General features: G+C 37.7%; 20 protein-coding genes, 1 tRNA gene and 3 pseudogenes. 20 read left to right on the forward strand and 4 right to left on the reverse strand.

Annotated features, from left to right (window positions below; genetic code table 11):
• The first annotated feature begins 20 nt into the window (after positions 1-20).
• The 12 genes and pseudogenes from HT691_RS03870 to HT691_RS11625 form a co-directional block, all read left to right on the forward strand.
• A complete protein-coding gene (locus tag HT691_RS03870; protein ID WP_000241950.1) occupies positions 21-464 on the forward strand; it encodes a flavodoxin in 444 nt (147 codons plus the stop codon).
• A 115-nt stretch (positions 465-579) separates the two neighbouring features.
• Positions 580-846 carry a chorismate mutase gene (locus HT691_RS03875; RefSeq protein WP_050262112.1) on the forward strand — a complete coding sequence of 89 codons (267 nt, stop codon included), beginning with the start codon at positions 580-582 and terminating at the stop codon, positions 844-846.
• Entirely contained in the window at positions 843-1217 is a 375-nt protein-coding gene (crcB, locus tag HT691_RS03880; protein WP_054392922.1) for a fluoride efflux transporter CrcB, read from the forward strand. The genes HT691_RS03875 and crcB (HT691_RS03880) overlap by 4 nt, the downstream gene beginning before the upstream one ends.
• On the forward strand, positions 1211-1540 hold the full coding sequence (gene crcB / locus HT691_RS03885; RefSeq protein WP_000237406.1) for a fluoride efflux transporter CrcB: 330 nt from the start codon (positions 1211-1213) through the stop codon (positions 1538-1540). The genes crcB (HT691_RS03880) and crcB (HT691_RS03885) overlap by 7 nt, the downstream gene beginning before the upstream one ends.
• Before the next feature lie 118 nt (positions 1541-1658).
• On the forward strand, positions 1659-2006 hold the full coding sequence (gene rplS / locus HT691_RS03890; RefSeq protein ID WP_001068669.1) for a 50S ribosomal protein L19: 348 nt from the start codon (positions 1659-1661) through the stop codon (positions 2004-2006).
• Between the two features lie 40 nt (positions 2007-2046).
• A tRNA-Arg gene (locus HT691_RS03895) sits at positions 2047-2118 on the forward strand.
• Between the two features lie 272 nt (positions 2119-2390).
• The gene (locus tag HT691_RS03900) at positions 2391-2579 is read left to right on the forward strand and encodes a type II toxin-antitoxin system HicA family toxin (RefSeq protein WP_001131503.1); all 189 of its coding nucleotides are present in this window, start codon (positions 2391-2393) and stop codon (positions 2577-2579) included.
• 57 nt (positions 2580-2636) lie between these two features.
• A complete protein-coding gene (locus HT691_RS03905; protein ID WP_000921490.1) occupies positions 2637-3014 on the forward strand; it encodes a type II toxin-antitoxin system HicB family antitoxin in 378 nt (125 codons plus the stop codon).
• An 89-nt stretch (positions 3015-3103) separates the two neighbouring features.
• The gene (locus HT691_RS03910; RefSeq protein WP_000077979.1) at positions 3104-3265 is read left to right on the forward strand and encodes a type II toxin-antitoxin system RelB/DinJ family antitoxin; all 162 of its coding nucleotides are present in this window, start codon (positions 3104-3106) and stop codon (positions 3263-3265) included.
• A 45-nt stretch (positions 3266-3310) separates the two neighbouring features.
• Positions 3311-3625 (forward strand): nucleotidyltransferase domain-containing protein, encoded by a 315-nt coding sequence (locus tag HT691_RS03915; RefSeq protein ID WP_000263130.1) that lies wholly within the window; start codon positions 3311-3313, stop codon positions 3623-3625.
• Positions 3606-3980: a HepT-like ribonuclease domain-containing protein gene (locus HT691_RS03920; protein ID WP_001257560.1), complete on the forward strand. Its 375-nt coding sequence runs from the start codon at positions 3606-3608 to the stop codon at positions 3978-3980. The genes HT691_RS03915 and HT691_RS03920 overlap by 20 nt, the downstream gene beginning before the upstream one ends.
• Before the next feature lies 1 nt (position 3981).
• A pseudogene (locus HT691_RS11625) lies at positions 3982-4316 on the forward strand (site-specific integrase); the annotation flags it as partial.
• Between the two features lie 14 nt (positions 4317-4330).
• Here the strand turns inward: HT691_RS11625 and HT691_RS03930 are convergent.
• The 4 genes and pseudogenes from HT691_RS03930 to HT691_RS03945 all read right to left on the reverse strand — a co-directional run.
• Positions 4331-4438, reverse strand: a pseudogene (locus tag HT691_RS03930) (IS5/IS1182 family transposase); the annotation flags it as partial.
• 102 nt (positions 4439-4540) lie between these two features.
• Positions 4541-5238: pseudogene (locus HT691_RS03935) on the reverse strand (transposase family protein); the annotation flags it as partial.
• A 349-nt stretch (positions 5239-5587) separates the two neighbouring features.
• A complete protein-coding gene (yidA, locus tag HT691_RS03940; protein ID WP_023936120.1) occupies positions 5588-6394 on the reverse strand; it encodes a sugar-phosphatase in 807 nt (268 codons plus the stop codon).
• A gap of 12 nt (positions 6395-6406) precedes the next feature.
• Complete coding sequence (locus HT691_RS03945; RefSeq protein ID WP_023936119.1) at positions 6407-7711, reverse strand: HD domain-containing protein; 1305 nt, start codon at positions 7709-7711, stop codon at positions 6407-6409.
• Positions 7712-7782: 71 nt separating this feature from the next.
• Here HT691_RS03945 and HT691_RS03950 point away from each other — a divergent pair, with 71 nt between their 5' ends.
• The 8 genes from HT691_RS03950 (at position 7783) to HT691_RS03985 (ending at position 16962) form a co-directional block, all read left to right on the forward strand.
• Positions 7783-8160 (forward strand): DUF1934 domain-containing protein, encoded by a 378-nt coding sequence (locus tag HT691_RS03950; protein ID WP_023936117.1) that lies wholly within the window; start codon positions 7783-7785, stop codon positions 8158-8160.
• A gap of 100 nt (positions 8161-8260) precedes the next feature.
• On the forward strand, positions 8261-8593 hold the full coding sequence (locus tag HT691_RS03955) for a putative DNA-binding protein (protein ID WP_000402066.1): 333 nt from the start codon (positions 8261-8263) through the stop codon (positions 8591-8593).
• 11 nt (positions 8594-8604) lie between these two features.
• Positions 8605-10176, forward strand: coding sequence for a signal recognition particle protein (gene ffh, locus HT691_RS03960; protein WP_138701736.1), 1572 nt, complete (start codon positions 8605-8607; stop codon positions 10174-10176).
• 597 nt (positions 10177-10773) lie between these two features.
• Positions 10774-12462, forward strand: coding sequence for a site-specific DNA-methyltransferase (locus HT691_RS03965; RefSeq protein WP_000349003.1), 1689 nt, complete (start codon positions 10774-10776; stop codon positions 12460-12462).
• Positions 12463-12465: 3 nt separating this feature from the next.
• Positions 12466-12951 carry a hypothetical protein gene (locus HT691_RS03970; RefSeq protein WP_000499891.1) on the forward strand — a complete coding sequence of 162 codons (486 nt, stop codon included), beginning with the start codon at positions 12466-12468 and terminating at the stop codon, positions 12949-12951.
• Between the two features lie 63 nt (positions 12952-13014).
• The gene (locus tag HT691_RS03975; protein WP_054393125.1) at positions 13015-16092 is read left to right on the forward strand and encodes a DEAD/DEAH box helicase family protein; all 3078 of its coding nucleotides are present in this window, start codon (positions 13015-13017) and stop codon (positions 16090-16092) included.
• 13 nt (positions 16093-16105) lie between these two features.
• Positions 16106-16519, forward strand: coding sequence for a hypothetical protein (locus HT691_RS03980; protein ID WP_023934203.1), 414 nt, complete (start codon positions 16106-16108; stop codon positions 16517-16519).
• A gap of 296 nt (positions 16520-16815) precedes the next feature.
• Positions 16816-16962: a hypothetical protein gene (locus tag HT691_RS03985; protein ID WP_000770987.1), complete on the forward strand. Its 147-nt coding sequence runs from the start codon at positions 16816-16818 to the stop codon at positions 16960-16962.
• Positions 16963-16974 lie beyond the last annotated feature (12 nt).

Consider the following 16974-nt stretch of genomic DNA (forward strand, 5'->3'; position numbering starts at 1 on the left):
GATAAATTGAGGAGGACGATATGGTATTAGCAAAAATTGTATTTGCCAGTATGACCGGTAATACCGAAGAAATTGCAGATATTGTAGCAGACAAATTACGTGACTTGGGCTTGGATGTCGATGTTGATGAATGTACAACTGTTGACGCTTCAGACTTCTTGGAAGCTGACATCGCTATCGTTGCGACCTATACTTATGGTGATGGTGAATTGCCAGATGAGATGATGGACTTCTACGAAGACCTAGCAGATCTCAACTTGAATGGCAAAATCTACGGAGTGGTTGGTTCAGGAGATACCTTCTACGATGAATTCTGTAAGGCTGTTGATGACTTTGATCGTGTTTTTGTTTCGACAGGAGCAGAAAAAGGTTCAGAATGTGTTAAAGTTGATCTCTCTGCTGAGGAAGAAGACATTGAGCGCTTGGAACAATTCGCAGAAGAATTGGCTGCTAAAGTAGGATAAGTATAAAAGTGCGCTGATGTAATCAATCAGTGCATTTTTCTTATCGTGAGTTAGGATTTTACTAGCCTATTTGGTGGCTTTTTGATACAATAATTCAAATAAAGGAGGAGACTGTATGGATTTAGATAGTATTCGTCAAGAAATTGATCAAATCGACGACCAAATCGTCAAGCTCTTAGAAGAACGAATGCATTTGGTTGAGGGTGTAGTTGCTTATAAGAAAGCATCAGGTAAACCGATTTTAGATACCAAGAGAGAATCAATTATCTTTGAAAAGGTTAGGAATCGTGTAGAGGACAAGCGCTATCAGGAGACTATCGTCGCGACTTTTTCGGACATACTCAAACGTTCGCGTGATTATCAGGATCAAAACATCAAATGAAAAAAGAACAATTTTATCCGCTAGGAATTTTTCTAGCTGCCATGGTGGGCGGACTTGTACGCTATCTAGTTTCCACTTGGTTACCAGTCAGTCCAGATTTTCCTTGGGGCACTCTCTTTGTCAACTATCTGGGAATTTTCTGCTTGGTTTATCTGGTAAAAGGTTATCTAGTCTATAAGGGAACAAGTAAGGGCTTGGTTTTAGCTCTGGGTACAGGTTTTTGCGGAGGTTTAACAACTTTTTCCAGCCTAATGCTTGATACTGTGAAGCTGCTTGATACAGGGCGTTATCTTAGTTTAGTCCTGTATTTGCTTTTGAGCATCGGTGGAGGCCTACTCTTAGCTTATTTTCTAGGGAGGAAGAAATGGTAATCGTCTATCTTGCAATTGCTTGTGGTTTCGGAGCTTTAGTGCGCTATTTCTTTTCCCGCTATAATCAAACTTCTAAATTGCCCCTCGGAACGCTCATAGTCAATCTTCTAGGTTGTTTTTTAATTGGATTATTCTACAATCATGTGGAGTCTAAGGAAGTCTATGCTATTTTAGCAACAGGATTTTGTGGAGGTTTGACAACTTTTTCGACCTTGAATGACGAACTCCAAAGATTGTTAAGTGATAGGAAGGGATTTTATTCTTATTTAGCTTTGACCTACCTCGGTGGTTTGATTGCGATTTTTTTAGGAATTCTGCTATAAATTTCTTTACTTTTTTGTGGAAATTTGGTAAACTGTATCTTGTGTGTAATGGACGCACAAAAATACAGTTTATCCGCTGAGGAAGATTCTTCAAGATTGACAAAGATAGGAGAATAAAATGAATCCATTAATCCAAAGCTTGACTGAAGGTCAACTTCGTACAGATATCCCATCATTCCGTCCTGGTGACACTGTTCGTGTACACGCGAAAGTTGTCGAAGGTAACCGTGAACGTATCCAGATTTTTGAAGGTGTTGTTATCGCACGTAAAGGTGCTGGTATCTCAGAAAACTACACAGTTCGTAAAATCTCTAACGGTGTAGGTGTTGAGCGTATCTTCCCCATCCACACTCCACGTGTTGAAAAAATCGAAGTTGTTCGTTACGGTAAAGTACGTCGTGCGAAATTGTACTACTTGCGTGCTCTTCAAGGTAAGGCAGCTCGTATCAAAGAAATCCGTCGTTAATTCGACTAAAACTCTGCTTTTTCAGCAGAGTTTTTATCTAGCTCCCTTAGTTCAATGGATATAACAACTCCCTCCTAAGGAGTAGTTGCAGGTTCGATTCCTGCAGGGGGCATAATAAGAAGCGTAAAGAAACATAAAGAATATTCAAAGTGTTTATTTGTAGGCAATCATCACAATTTAGTTTTTTAAAATAGGTTAGTATTTTTGGAATCTTTGACCAAAGTGTGACCAAAATTTGACCAAAAGTCAATGAATATAGAATAAAGTAGATCAGGAAGCTGGTCTATTTTATTTTGTAGTTATTGAGAAAAAGTGGTTTGTTTTAATTTGACTATTATACACATAATGCGTATAATAGTAAGTGTAAGGAGGTAACGAATATATATGCCACTTACAGGTAAAGAAATGGTGAAACTAGCTCTTGAGAATGGATGGGTTGAAGTTCGTCAAAGAGGAAGTCATCATCATTTTAAGAAAGAGGGTTTTTCTTATCTTGTCACGATTCCAGTTCATGGAAATGAAGATTTGGGAAAGGGATTGGAGAGAAAGATTCTCAAAGATTTAGGATTGTAATTTTTACTTTCCTAAGTCTTTTTACATCAGAGGTAGTAGAATGTTGGGGGTAGTAGAATGTTAAAAACGTATCCAGCTATTTTTCATAAAGAAGGAACAGGATATTGGGTAGAATTTCCAGAATTTGGTGGTGGTACAGAAGGAAAAAATATCGAAGAAGCGATGAAAAATGCTCGAGAAATGCTTGAAAATGTTTTAGCTTCTTATATCGATGAAGGGATGGCGTTGCCTACTCCAAGTGATATTTTAAAGATTGAAGTTTCAGATGGTTTTGTATCAATGATTCAAGTTGATCCTGCGCCTTTTGTGAGAAGTAACAAGGCGATTAGAAAGAACGTGACCGTTCCTGAATGGCTAGTTCGTCTTGCTGATCGAGAAAAGATTAACTATTCAGAAGTTTTGGCACAAGCATTAGAGAAGAAGTTGCAAGTTTAAATTTAAAGACTGTATTTATTAGGGAATAAGTTTGATATGTATTGGTAAAAGTGATACAATAGATATACAAGAAGAAAAGGAGAAATGCTATGTCACAAATTGCTGTAAGAGTAGATGATGAATTGAAAAAAGAAGCGACTGCGATTTTTAATGAGTTGGGGTTGGATATGTCAACTGCTGTGAAGTTATTTTTGAAGCAAAGTGTGTTGACAAGAAGTATTCCTTTTGAAGTTAAACTTGATTCTGAGTAAGGTGAAATAAAAGTGTGGATAGATATAATCTAAAGGGGTTCGGTTATGGTTTATACAATAGATCAGATAAAGGAAAAAATTGTTCCTGTTGCTAAACAATATGATTTATCTAAAATTTATCTATTTGGCTCTTATGCTAGGGGCGAAGCTGATGGGAAAAGTGATGTTGATATTGCTTTGGAGTTAGAGGATGATTCTATATATTTTGATGTATATGGTAGACTTTTGACTATTTTTGATGGTAATATAGATATTCTATTGGTTAGTGATTTACTTTCTCCAAAAACAAACATTGGGAAGTTAGTCAAGAAAAATTTTTTGAATGATAGAGAGGTTATTTATGAGAAGTCAATCTCTTGAAACTGATATAGCATATTTGAAGGATATGGTTTTATATCTTGATAAGGCCGATGCTGTTTTGTATAAAGCAAGAAGATATAATTTACCTTTAGATGATGATATGGTAGTTGATTCTATCGCTATGAATTTAGGACAGGTAGGAGAACAGTTATCGTTAGGCAAATTATCAGAGGAAGTAAAACAGAAGTATTCAGATAGGATAAACTGGACTCAGATAAAAGGTTTTAGAAATTTTATTTATCATAATTATTCTAACTTAAATTTTAAAATTATAGAGGGTATATTGAAGGAATCTGTTCCCAAAACGAAAGAATCTTTACACTCGATTATAAGAGAATTAGAAGGTGAATTATAAAATAGAAAATGAAAGAGAAACTCTAAAAACGTATGGAAGATTTGCTAGAAATCGACAAATTTTATTCCTCAAAAAACGAATACTTCCATAAGAGAAATTATTATTGATGAAGATTTAATATCTGTATTGGATGCATTGAAAGAGGAACAAGATAAGGTTCTTTATAATCGTGAAGAATTAAAGAAATATGATTTGGTCTCTTGTGATAGAAGGTATAAACTTTCTACAAATTATGGATTGAATAAATACTTGAAAGTATTTTTATCCGAACTTGGGATAGGTAGCCAAACCATGATAGCAAAAGCAGGCAGGCATATTTACGGTTTATATTTATTAGACTTCCTGCAAAACTAGAATCCTAGTTCATGATTGATAATACCAACAATCAAATTCATTCGTAAGCCGAAGCGTTTACGATGATTTCGATAGGTTGTTGAAAATATTTTAAACGTTTTCATAGTGAAATGAAATAAGAACAGGACAAATCGATCAGGACAGTCAAATCGATTTCTAACAATGTTTTAGAAGTAGATGTGTACTATTCTAGTTTCAATCTACTATACTCTGTCAAAAATATTCTCAACCTTGATTCTCTCCTTAGATAGCGCATGGTTACAGGCTTTATCTTCAGCTGTTAGCAGCTTGAGTTTGCTGGATTTCCTCGGAGTTTGCGCTTGAGGATATAGCTTCATGAGCCCTTGATAAGCACTGTCAGCCAAGATTTTACCAGCTTGTCCGATATTTCTGCGACTCATTTTGAACAACTTCATATCATGACAATAGTTCACAGCGAGCTCCAAAGAAACAATTCTCCCTTGACTTGTGACAATCGCTTAAGCCTTCATAGCGTGGCATTTCTTTTTACCAGAATCATTCTCTAATTGTTTTTTTAGAACGATTGATTTTTACTTCCGTCGCATCAATCATTACCGTGTCCTCAGAACTGAGAGGAGTTCTTGAAATCGTAACACCACTTTGAACAAGAGTTACTTCAACCCATTGACTCCGATGGGTTAAGTTGCTTTCGTGGATACCAAAATCAGCCGCAATTTGTTCATAAGTTCGATATTCTCGCACATATTGAAGTCGCCATAAGAAGGTATTCTAGGCTTAGTTTAGGTTTTCGTCCCCCTTTTGCGTGTTTACCTTGATAAGCTGTTTTCAATACAGCTAACATCTCTTCAAAAGTCGTGCGCTGAACACCAACCAGGAGCTTAAATCGTGCATCAGTTAGTTGTTTACTTGCTTCATAATTCATAGAACTATTCTACCATATTTTGTTTCGCAGGAAGTCTATTATCAAAAGGTGTTGATATATGGGCTGTTTCAAGATTACTAAGGCATAAAGATATACAACAAATTATTCAAACTTACGGACATACTCTAAAAGAGGGTTATTGATAAATAGTATAGGAAGAGCCTTAAAATAAGGTTTTTTCTATTTATCGATTCCAGCAGGGGGTATGTAATTAGATACTATAGTAGATTGAAACTAGAATAGTGTATCTGGACTTCTAAAACATTACTAGAAATTGATTTGTCCTATTCCTATTTCATTTTACTATAAAAACCGCTCAACTGAGCGGTTTTCGTCTATTCATATCCTCTTACAGTACCCATGTTCGGATGGCATGGGCAACGCCGGATTCGTCATTTGTTTTAGTGATGTATTTGGCGATTTTTTTGATTTCTTGATTTCCATTTTCCATGACAACGGGGTTCCCAACGACTTCCAGCATGGCACGGTCATTTTCTTCGTCACCGATAGCCATGGTTTGATCTTTGTTCAATCCGAGTTTTTCAGCTAAGTGAGTAATAGCTGACCCCTTGTCTATATTCTTTTTAAGGAGTTCGAGGTAGAAAGGAGCAGACTTGTTGATAGAGTAGCGTTCGTAAAATTCTGCTGGGATTTTTTCAATCGCAGCATCGAGAATCTCAGGCTCATCGATGAACATACACTTGACGATTTCCTTGTCAGACATTTCTTCAGGTGTGCGGTAGAAGATAGGCATGTTGACGAGGGTTGATTCGTGCACAGTGTATGTTCCGATATTGCGATTGGCAGTATAGATACCGTCCTTAGTAATAGCATGCATGTGGACACCGAGCTTACGACTGAGAAATTCCATATCCAGATAATCCTCATAAGTCAAGGATTCGCTGATAATCTCATGCCCTGTAGCAGTTTCTTGGACAAGGGCACCATTGAAGGTCACAACATAGTCACCCTCGTCTCTCAACTGCAAGTCGTCCAGAAGTTTGGCAACACCTGCGATAGGGCGGCCAGTTGCAATGACGACTTTGACACCAGCTTCTTTGGCATCTTGGATGGCAGAAAAGACTTCAGGAGTAATCTCCTTTTGACTGTTGACTAGGGTTCCGTCAATATCGACAGCGATTAGTTTAATACTCATAAAATTCCTCTTCTAGTTTTTATTTGGGGTAAAATGATCGTTCTCAATCAAGTGTAAAAATTGCTGGGTAATGCTTGCAAAGATGCTGTTTTGGTCCAACATTTCTTTTGGAAAATAAAAGCGATTATCTCCGTGGCGACTGCCAGCAAGGGATTGGACGATAGGAGACAGGCTAGAGAGTTCGGCCAGTTGACCATTTTTTTGTAAAATCTCAATCTGTGTCCGCGGATTTTCAGATTCGGGACGATAGATATCATAAGGGAGGTCGAAGTTCTTATGAATAGCAGTATAGTAGTCTGGATCAAAGCCAATGTCCTCAACCAATTTTCTCATGCTAGCGAGTTGGTCTTGGTCTTCTTGTGAAAAGGTAATGGATTTAAAGACCTTGCGGTTGACAAAGCGTTGCGACAGGTCTGCAAGAATCTTATCAGGACTGGTCATCCAGAGCTGGAAGTAGGTATTCATCACACCATCATCCAGAGCCAGATAATCAGACAAGGTCACATTTTTTTCAAAGAAAGGCAGGAGGTGTGGGGAAGTTCGTGCAAAGAAGTCTTTGTCCTCAGGATAGAGTTCCTTAGCGCGTTTGAGAAGATTTTGTAGGAGAACTTCCATAGCGCGTGTTGCTGGGTGGAAATAAACCTGCATATACATTTGGTAGCGGCTGAGAACATAGTCTTCGATGGCGTGCATGCCATTGCGCTGAAAGGCGATACCATTTTCGACAGGACGAATGACACGCAAGATCCGAGTCAGGTCAAATTCCCCATAAGAAGCTCCTGTAAAATAGGAGTCGCGCAAGAGATAGTCCATGCGGTCCGCATCAATCTGACTAGAAATCAGTTGCACAACCTGTTTGTTAGGGTAGGTATGGTCTATGACACTGGCAACCTTTTCTGGAAAATCTGGCGCCACTTGTAGCAGGACTTGGTGAATCTCCGTTTCAGGACTTTGGATAATCTCCTGAGTAATGGCTTCGTGGTCTGTATCAAAGAGATGTTCAAAAGTATGGGAGTAGGCACCATGCCCAAGGTCGTGTAAAAGAGCAGCGGTCATGGTCAAGAGAGACTCTGCAGGATTCCATTCCTCAGGATATTTTTCTTCGAAAATCTCTGTGATGCGTCGTGCAATTTCATAGACGCCTAGACAGTGAGAGAAGCGACTATGTTCTCCACCGTGGAAGGTATAACTGGAAGTTCCCAGTTGTTTGATACGACGCAAACGCTGAAATTCTTTTGTATTGATCAAGTCATAGATGATTTGATTATTGACATGGATGTAGTTGTGAACTGGGTCACGGAATACTTTTTCGTTCATATGACCATTATAGCAAAAAGCTAGAGTTTTTGGTAAAATAGTAGGACAAGAGACAAGAAAGAGGACCTGATGTGAAGATTCGGATGCGAAATACGATTCAGTTTGATGAGCAGTTGGAAGTGATTGACCAGCTTTATGACGTGGAAGTGCATGAGAAGGGAGATTATAGCTATCTGCTTTTCTATAATGAGGAAAAGGAAAAAGTAGTGATTAAATTTCATGGTCAAGAACTGGTGATGAGCCGATTTTCCAATCCCAAGACCACTATGCGCTTTCTAAAGGATAGTGATAGTTTAGCCTATATCCCTACACCTATGGGCATGCAGGAGTTTATCATCCAAACGAGCCATTATCAAGTAGATGGGCAAAAGATTGAACTAGACTATCAACTGCAAAACCAAGAGGGACATCCCTTTGCTAGCTATCAATTGGAAATTACTTGGGGCTAGGCTCTTATTTTTTTCAAATTTTTTCAAATTTTGCTAGCTATCTTCTTGTATTGACTTCCTAGTGTGGTAGATTAGGCTAATTTTTGGTATAATAAAAGTTATGGAAATTGAAAAAACCAATCGTATGAATGCGCTCTTTGAATTTTATGCAGCGCTTTTGACAGATAAGCAAATGAATTATATCGAGCTCTACTACGCTGATGATTATAGTCTTGCTGAGATTGCTGAAGAGTTCGGCGTCAGTCGTCAGGCTGTCTATGATAATATCAAGCGGACAGAAAAGATTCTAGAAGATTATGAGATGAAATTGCACATGTACTCGGACTACATTGTCCGCAGTCAAATTTTTGACCAGATTTTGGAGCGCTATCCCAAGGATGACTTTCTGCAGGAGCAGATAGAAATTTTAACAAGCATTGATAATAGAGAATAAGAGGAAGAAAAATGGCATTTGAAAGTTTAACAGAACGTTTGCAGAACGTCTTTAAAAATTTACGTAAAAAAGGAAAAATCTCTGAATCTGATGTCCAAGAGGCAACCAAAGAAATTCGCTTGGCCTTGCTTGAGGCCGACGTTGCCTTGTCTGTTGTAAAGGACTTTATCAAGAAAGTTCGTGAGCGTGCAGTCGGGCATGAGGTCATTGATACACTTAATCCTGCGCAACAGATTATTAAAATCGTTGATGAGGAACTGACAGCCGTTTTAGGTTCTGATACGGCTGAGATTATCAAGTCTCCTAAAATTCCGACGATTATCATGATGGTTGGTTTACAAGGGGCTGGTAAAACAACCTTTGCTGGTAAATTGGCCAACAAACTCAAGAAAGAAGAAAATGCTCGTCCTTTGATGATTGCGGCGGATATTTATCGTCCAGCTGCCATTGACCAGCTTAAGACCTTGGGACAACAGATTGATGTGCCTGTCTTTGCACTTGGAACAGAAGTACCAGCTGTTGAGATTGTACGTCAAGGTTTGGAGCAAGCCCAAACTAATCATAACGACTATGTCTTGATTGATACGGCAGGTCGTTTGCAGATTGATGAGCTTTTGATGAACGAGCTTCGTGACGTAAAAGCACTGGCTCAACCAAATGAAATTCTGCTCGTCGTTGATGCTATGATTGGTCAAGAAGCAGCCAATGTTGCGCGTGAGTTTAATGATCAGTTGGAAGTGACTGGGGTTATCCTTACCAAGATTGACGGCGATACTCGTGGTGGTGCGGCTCTATCTGTTCGTCACATTACCGGAAAACCAATCAAGTTCACTGGTACAGGTGAAAAGATTACGGACATTGAGACCTTCCACCCAGACCGCATGTCTAGCCGTATCCTTGGCATGGGGGATATGCTTACGTTGATTGAGAAAGCTTCTCAGGAATACGATGAGCAAAAGGCTCTTGAAATGGCTGAGAAGATGCGTGAAAACACCTTTGATTTCAATGATTTCATTGATCAGTTGGATCAGGTGCAAAACATGGGGCCGATGGAAGACTTGCTCAAGATGATTCCAGGTATGGCCAACAACCCAGCCCTTCAAAACATGAAGGTGGATGAACGCCAGATTGCTCGCAAACGTGCCATTGTGTCTTCTATGACACCTGAAGAACGTGAAAATCCAGATTTGCTAAATCCAAGCCGTCGACGTCGTATCGCAGCTGGTTCTGGGAATACATTTGTCGAAGTTAATAAATTCATTAAAGACTTTAACCAGGCTAAACAACTCATGCAGGGTGTTATGTCTGGAGATATGAACAAAATGATGAAGCAAATGGGAATCAATCCAAACAACCTTCCTAAAAATATGCCAAATATGGGAGGAATGGATATGTCTGCCCTTGAAGGAATGATGGGACAAGGCGGTATGCCTGACCTGTCAGCTCTCGGAGGAGCAGGAATGCCAGATATGAGTCAGATGTTTGGTGGTGGACTCAAAGGTAAAATCGGTGAATTTGCCATGAAACAGTCCATGAAACGCATGGCTAACAAAATGAAGAAAGCGAAGAAGAAACGCAAGTAAGACGAAGGAAGGCCGCAGAGCTTTCCTTTTTTAGAAAAATAATAAAGGTCTATTTTGAATCTGTAAAGAATAAAAAATAATAATACTCAATGAAAATCAAATAGCAAACTAGGAAGCTAGCCGCAAGCTGCTCAAAACACTGTTTNNTATATACGGTAAGGCGACGTTGATGTGGTTTGAAGAGATTTTTGAAGAGTATAAATATAAAGAAAAATCAGAAATTGAGATTAGAGAACTCTTTTGATTTCAATCCTTATTTTTGATAAAATGAAGCTGTAATGTATTAAAAATGAAGCATTACAAAGATAGGATAAGCCAACTTAATTTGTTAGAAAATTAAAATTACAAAAGCTTGACAAAGCTAAGAAAGGATACTACCATGAGCACAGCACAGCACAGCACAGCACAGCACAGCACGCAGGTGAAAACTCTGGACTTGAGAAATTAACTCTCACTTCAAAAGATGTTTTTACAGATAATATTTCAAAAATTGGTCAACTTTTTCCTGAAGTTCTGACGGAAAAGAGGGATGAATACGGCAGATTACGTCCTGCGATTGACTTTGAGAAGCTTAAACAGTTTTTATCAGAGGAAATTGTGGATGGTCGAGAATCCTATGAGTTTACTTGGGTTGGAAAGCGTGAAGCTATTGCAGAAGCTGGGCGACCAACTACTAAAACCCTAAGACCAGATCTTGATGAAAGTGTTGACTTTGAAAACAGTGAAAATGTCTTTATTACTGGAGATAATTTAGAAGTCTTGAAAATCTTACAAGAATCCTATCTAGGAAAAATAGATATGATTTATATCGATCCACCCTATAATACAGGGAAAGACTTTGTATATTCTGATAAGTTCCAAAAAACAGATGAAGAGTTGAAGGAAGAGATGGAACTTTTGGATGAAGAAGGACGCCAGGTAGTTGGGCTTACAAAAAATGAAAAAACTTCGGCCCGTTATCACTCAGACTGGCTTAATATGATGTATCCACGCCTCCGCCTAGCTCGTAACCTCCTCAAGGATTCAGGTGTTATCTTTATTTCTATCGATGATAATGAACAAGCTAACCTCAAAGCTATCTGTGATGAGATATTTGGGGAAGAGAATCTCGTTCAAACGATTGCTTGGAGAAGAAGTGATAATCAGCCTAATATAGGTAAAGCTGCTAGAGTAAAAGAATATATATATGTGTATTCAAAGGATTATTCTAGAGTTACATATGGACGGTTACCACTTTCAGATACAGCTAAGAAAGAATATGCTTATGAAGATTCAAAAGGAAAATATGGGAGAGGCATCCTACGTGATGAAGTTCGAGGAAGGTTTAATTATGAAATTCTAAGTCCTGCTGGAAAAGTACTTATGGGACCATGGATGGTTTCGGAAAAAGATTTTCACCAACTTTTAAAAGATGACAAAATTCATTGGCCAGAAAATGGAGGAGTTCCAAGAACAAAGATATATTTAAGTGATGCAATGAAGAATGGTCAACTATCTAATGATTTTTGGAATGTAGAGTTTGGAACAAATCAACGTGCCAATACTGAAATTAAGAAGTTATTTGATTTTAGAGTATTCGATTTTTCTAAGCCGACAAAACTATTATTAAATTTGTTAGGATTAGGTGCAAGTATAGAAACCGCCCTTATTCTTGATTTCTTCGGTGGTTCTGGTACTACGGCAGACGCAGTTATGCAACTGAATGCTGAAGATGGTGGAAATCGTAAGTTTATCTTATGTACTTTGGATGAAGAAGTAGCTGATAAGTCTGCTGCTAAAGAAGCAGGTTATGAAACTATTGATCAGATTTCACGTGAGCGGATTCGTCGTGCTGCTGCCAAGATTCAGGAGGAGCATCCTGAGTTGGTTGGCAAGCAGGACTTTGGATTTAAGGCTTATAAGTTAGACTCTTCTAATTTCAAAGATGTTTCAGCTCGGCCAGATCAATTTATCCAAGGAGAACTTTTTGATAGTGTATCCAATATCAAGGAAGGACGTACTGGGCTTGACCTACTTTTCCAAGTTATGCTGACATGGGGCATGGAATTGTCATTAGCTATTGATTGGGAGAAAGTAGCAGGAGCAGAAGTTTATGATGTAGATCAAGGATCACTCATGGCTTGTTTTGAAGATGAAATCTCTGAAGAAGTTATCCGTCACATCGCTCAAGCACAACCACTCCGTACTGTTTTCCGTGATAGTTCATTTGCCAATTCAGCAGATAAAATTAACGTAAGTGAAATATTTAAAGAATTATCACCTCATACGAAAGTGAAGGTGGTGTAGGCGATGTTCTATCAGCTGACAACTGATAATTGGATAAGTATCGGAGGGATTATAGTAGATTCGATTGCGATTATTGTTTCTATCAGCATTGCAATCTGGGTTACTAGACATGCTTTTAAAGATAACTTAAAACAACATTTATTTGAAAAAAGGATGATATTGTATAGTGATTTTGTTCTACTTTTGGAATACTTGCTTGCAAATCATACAGTTTCTAATCTAAAAAAGCAACATAAGGCAATTGATGAAAATATAACTAAATTATATTTTTTATCTAATAAGGAAATGTATAGTTTAGCCATAGAATTCATTCAAGAACTTGAAGATACTATCAAGAAAGTTGAAGACGGAAAGATACAAGAAGATAATCAAAAACTTATTTCTATTTGTCTTGTACTTAGTGATGCAATGAAGTGGGAAAAAGAGTATTTTAACGATATTACATCATCAAAAGTGAAAGAAATTAAAAAGAAATATAATATGGCGTAACTATTAAATATAGTTATAGATGTGAAATAGTTTATGTGAATTTAATAAAAAGAATATAGAATTATGAAACTACAATTTAAAAAACAACAATTTCAGTTGGATGCGGTTAGTGCCATTGCAGATTTATTTCAAGGGCAAGCCAAACATACTGGAGTTCAGTATATGGCGGATCCAGGTCGTCTCAAGTCAGATGAGGTAGATTTGGTTTTAGATGCTTATCGAAATGCACCGATTCAATTGAGTCAAACAAGTATACGAGAAAATGTTCATACTATGCAAACTCGTTATGGTTTGCGTCCTTCTGATAAACTATCGATTGATATGATTGCTGGACGAGAAGCTTATAATTTTTCCATAGAGATGGAGACGGGAACAGGGAAGACCTACACGTATATCCGTACAATTATGGAGTTGAATAAACGCTATGGCTGGCTTAAATTTGTCATTGTCGTTCCAAGTGTAGCCATTCGTGAAGGGGTTCTCAAGTCTCTACAGATCATGTCAAGTCACTTTCAGATGGAGTATGGGAAGCAACCACGCTATTTTGTCTACGATTCTTCACGTTTAGGTGATTTGGATAGTTTTGCCAATTCGTCAGACCTTCAAATCATGGTCATCAACTCTCAAGCCTTTAATACAAAAGGCAAAGATGCGCGACGGATTCATTCTGAACAGGAAAGTTTCCGTTGGCGCCGTCCAATTGATGTCTTGGCAGCTATGAATCCGATTATGATTATTGATGAACCTCAGTCTGTTGAAGGGAAACAGACAAAGGAAAGACTAAAAGATTTTAAGCCATTATTTACACTACGTTATTCGGCTACCCATAAAGAAAAACATGATATGGTTTATAGATTGGATGCCATGGATGCTTACAATCAAAAATTAGTGAAGAAGATTGCGGTTAAGGCTATTGAGCAAACTGGGACGACCGGGACACAAGGATATCTATATCTACAAGAAATCATTCCACAAAAAACAGGAGCACCCAAAGCAAAAATTGAGTTTGAAGTAAAAACGCAGTCAGGTGTTAAGAGGAAATTGAAGGTGGTGGAAGAACCCTTTGATTTGTATGCTGAATCGGGGAATTTATCTGCTTATAAAGGAATGACCCTTAGTCACTTTGATGCAAGAGAGAACAAACTTCAAGTTGGTGTGACGCAAGAACTTCATGTCGGTGAAGTGATAGGGGAAGTGGATGAGTCTAGCATCAGAAGAATTCAAATCCGAGAGACTATAAAAAGTCATCTCGAAAAAGAAAGTAAACTGTACAATCGAAGAATTAAAGTATTATCCCTATTTTTCATCGATGAAGTGGCCAAGTATAAACAATATGATGAACATAATGATGCCTATAATGGTGAATACGCTCAGATTTTTGAAGAAGAATATCGAAATCAAGTAAACCAGTTTATCCGAACACAGGAACCAACTCCTTATCGTAGATATTTGGAGGCTAATCTTGAAGGAAATTCAGTTCATGCTGGTTACTTTTCGGTAGATAAAGTGAAGAAGTCAGATAAGACCATTTTCGTAGATTATAAATCTGCCAGTGAAAAGAAAAGTAATCTTTCAAATGACACCGATGCCTATGACTTGATTATGAGGGACAAGGAGCGTTTGTTGAGCTTTGAAGAGCCAGTTCGTTTCCTATTTTCTCACTCAGCTCTAAAAGAGGGATGGGATAATCCTAATGTCTTTCAAATCTGTACGCTGAAGCAATCTTCAGCAGAAACCCGTAAACGTCAAGAAATCGGTCGTGGTATGCGTTTGGCAGTTGACCAAAACGGAATTCGTCAGGATTTTGAACTCTTAGGAAATGATGTTCATGAAATCAATAAACTGACAGTAATTGCAAATGAAAGCTATGAACAATTTGCTAGAAATCTACAAGAAGAAATCAAAGAACTCTTAGCAGAACGTCCTGTAAAAGTGGATGTTACTCTCTTTACGAATAAAGTTCTAACGAATCAAGAAGGTCAAACAATACGAATTACCAAGGAACAAGCAGATTCGATTCATTTTGATTTGATTCGACAAGGCTATATAGATCGTGAAGGACAATTAACCACAGAATATTTTACTGCAAAAGAAAATCATCAGTTACAACTGTCTGAAACGCTAGCAGGTTATGAGGATAATCTGGTAGAGATATTGGAGAGCGTTTATCATGCAGGACAGTATGAAATTGAAAATGCGAATAATGCGGTAATTCAATTCTCAAATGAGGTCAATCAAGAAAATATTGCCCGAAAAGAATTCTTAAATCTCTGGAAGCAAATCAATCGAAAGACAAGCTATCAAGTAGAGTTTGATGATACGGAGTTGGTAAAACATTCGGTTGACTATATCAATGAGAAATTAGTCGTTAGCAAACCAAGCTTTCATATAACTCAAGCAAGCGCTACTGAGATGAGTAAGGAAGAAGGACTCCATCTGATAGTGGCTGAAAATAATCGCCAACAAGAATATCTAACGGATTCGCAGATTATGACCAAATATGATTTGCTAGGGGAGATTGCTGAGCAGACTGGTTTAACTCGTAAATTGGTTGCGGAAATATTAAGTAAAATCTATGTCTACCAATTTGACAAGTTTAAACAGAATCCAGAAGAGTTTATTCTTAAGGTTTCAAAACTCATTAATGAACAAAAAGCAAGTCAAATTATCAAGCATATTCAGTATAATGTGTTAAATGAAGAGTATGATATGGACTTGTTTTATGACAATCCTGAAACTGCTAACAGATCAGATGATCACTTACTTGAATCCAAAAAAGGGATTTACAATTTTGTAAAAGTTGATTCCAATACGGAGAAGACCTTTAAAGAATCTTTGGAACAATACGAGGATGTTCGTGTTTATGTGAAGCTACCAGGGAAGTTCAGTATTGCGACTCCGCTTGGGAACTATAACCCTGACTGGGCAATCGCCTTCCGTGAAGGTAGTGTCAAACATATCTATTTTGTTGCAGAAACGAAAGGATCTATGTCTAGTCTTCAATTGAAACAAGCTGAGCAAGCAAAAATTTCCTGTGCGCGTGCTCATTTTAAAGCGTTAGCTCAAGCTGGATTGATTAATGATCAGCACATCTATGATGTGGTTTCAAGTTATGAGGAATTATTAAATATTGTAAGATAGGGAGGTAAAAGAAATGGAATTTATTGTATATCGTAAGGGAAGAGAAGTAGCTGTTTTTCAACGTAGGAGTGATGCAGAGAGATATGTGCACTCTAGAACTGGATTTTTTGGTGAACCAGATGCTTACTATCAGATTGAACAAAGAGGTTGTTATTTGACAGAAGCAGCTGTAACTTACAAGGGATTGGCAGATGACTGTGATGAATTGATGATTTTGCGAAAATTCAGGGATTCTTATCTAGCTTTTAAAGATGGTGGTATTGTTGCCAAGTTAGAAGAACATTCAAATCGTGAGGAAATACTAGAGTCTATCTGGTCAGGACTTGTCTTACCTTGTGTTTCCTTGATTAAAATAGGAGAGAATCAAACTTGCCATCAATTGTATAAAACATATACACTAGAATTGTCTCAAAAAGTGGTCCAATAAAACGAGTAGAGTATAGGAAAAGAGTTCGGGTCCTCGCTAACTTGTATAGTGAAGAGACCCCCTATTCTATTTAGATCCCCAATACCAAAACAAACGTGTCAAACTAATCACTAATAGAACATACTTGGAAGATTTTGAATGGAATGAGGAAGATACAAAGGAAGACAATTTCTCTAGCTGGCTTGATGAAATGGTAGGATTGTAAGGGGGGATTTTTACCCCTTGGGTTTTAAGAGTATATATAATTAAGATAAACTAAAAAGACTAACACAAAAAAAGAAAGTAGAGAAAAGAAAATGAAGTTATTAAAGGGTTTGGGCTTTGCCTTGGTATTGTTTTACATGGTTATATTTATTGGAGTAAACTTTGTGACTGTTGGGGTTGATAATGATAAAAAAGAAGAAACAACAAAAGAGATACAAAGGTATGAATTGTTAGACTAGACTAAAATAAAA

Source organism: Streptococcus sp. 477, from assembly GCF_013277295.1.
GTDB lineage: Bacteria > Bacillota > Bacilli > Lactobacillales > Streptococcaceae > Streptococcus > Streptococcus pseudopneumoniae.